The 1,673-nt window shown below is 56.7% G+C and carries 1 protein-coding gene; it reads left to right on the top strand.

The genetic code is table 11. From position 1 onward, the window contains the following. Positions 1-199 precede the first annotated feature (199 nt). On the top strand, positions 200-1,618 hold the full coding sequence (gene glnA, locus BDE01S_RS10380) for a type I glutamate--ammonia ligase (RefSeq protein WP_066081260.1): 1,419 nt from the start codon (positions 200-202) through the stop codon (positions 1,616-1,618). Positions 1,619-1,673: the final 55 nt, after the last annotated feature.

Raw genomic sequence — 1,673 nt, 5'->3', positions numbered from 1 at the left:
GGCTTGCTGCCTTGTCTCAATCTAAATTGAAACGACTATACTTTACGCACAAATATTGCCGCGTGACGAATTGTCAACAGACCCGATATTTTCAAGCTGTTTTTTTGAAACCGCGCAGGCAGATTTTCAGACGGCATCAGCCCGTAAAGCATGGTAAAATACTGCTTTCGAGATTTCCATCCCACCAGGAGCCGACATCATGTCCATCAAAGACGCTGTAAAACTGATTGAAGAGAGCGAAGCCCGCTTTGTCGACTTGCGCTTTACTGACACCAAAGGCAAGCAACACCACTTCACCATCCCCGCCCGCATCGTTCTCGACGACCCCGAAGAGTGGTTTGAAAACGGCCAAGCCTTCGACGGCTCCTCCATCGGCGGCTGGAAAGGCATCCAAGCATCCGACATGCAGCTGCGTCCGGACGCATCCACAGCATTTGTCGATCCGTTTTTCGACGACCCCACCGTCGTCATGACCTGCGACGTCATCGACCCGGCCAACGGCCAAGGCTACGACCGCGACCCGCGCTCCATCGCCAAACGCGCCGAAGCCTACCTGAAATCCTCTGGCATCGGCGACACCGCCTTCTTCGGCCCCGAGCCGGAATTTTTCGTATTCGACGGCGTCGAATTTGAAACCGCCATGCACAAAACCCGCTACGAAATCACCTCCGAAAGCGGTGCCTGGTCGAGCGGCAAACATTTCGACGGACAAAACACCGGCCACCGCGCCACCGTAAAAGGCGGCTACGCCCCCGTCGCACCCGTTGACGCGGGTCAAGACCTGCGCTCCGCCATGTGCAACGTATTGGAAGAGCTCGGCATCGAAGTCGAAGTACACCACGGCGAAGTAGGCACAGGTTCGCAAATGGAAATCGGCACCAAATTCTCCACCCTGGTCAAACGTGCCGACCAAACCCAAGACATGAAATACGTCATCCTGAACGTCGCCCACAACTTCGGCAAAACCGCCACCTTCATGCCCAAACCCATCATGGGCGACAACGGCAGCGGCATGCACGTACACCAATCCATCTGGAAAGACGGCAAAAACCTCTTTGCCGGCGACGGCTATGCCGGTCTGAGCGATACCGCCCTTTACTACATCGGCGGCATCATCAAACACGCCAAAGCCCTGAACGCCATCTGCAACCCGTCCACCAACTCCTACAAACGCCTCGTACCGCACTTTGAAGCACCGGTCAAACTGGCCTACTCCGCCAAAAACCGCTCCGCCTCCATCCGCATTCCGGCCGTAACCAGCTCGAAAGCCGTGCGTATCGAAGCACGCTTCCCCGATCCGACCGCCAACCCGTATCTGTGTTTCGCCGCCCTGCTGATGGCGGGCCTCGACGGCATCCAAAACAAAATCCACCCGGGCGACCCGGCCACCAAAAACCTCTACGACCTGCCGCCGGAAGAAGACGCCTTGGTGCCGACCGTCTGCGCCTCTTTGGACGAAGCCCTCAAAGCCCTGAAAGACGACCACGAATTCCTGACCCGCGGCGGCGTGTTCAGCCAAGACTGGATTGAAAGCTACATCGCCTTCAAAGAAGACGACGTACGCCGCATCCAAATGGCGCCGCATCCGCTGGAATTTGAAATGTATTACAGCCTGTAAGCGCAGGCTGCGTATCCGAAGCCGTCTGAAAACGCCCGTTTTCAGACGGCTTTTC

The organism is Bergeriella denitrificans NBRC 102155, from assembly GCF_001592185.1.
In the GTDB taxonomy this organism is placed as follows: domain Bacteria; phylum Pseudomonadota; class Gammaproteobacteria; order Burkholderiales; family Neisseriaceae; genus Neisseria; species Neisseria denitrificans.
Note: the sequence above shows the minus strand (reverse complement) of the source record. Positions and strands in the feature narration are given on the sequence as shown.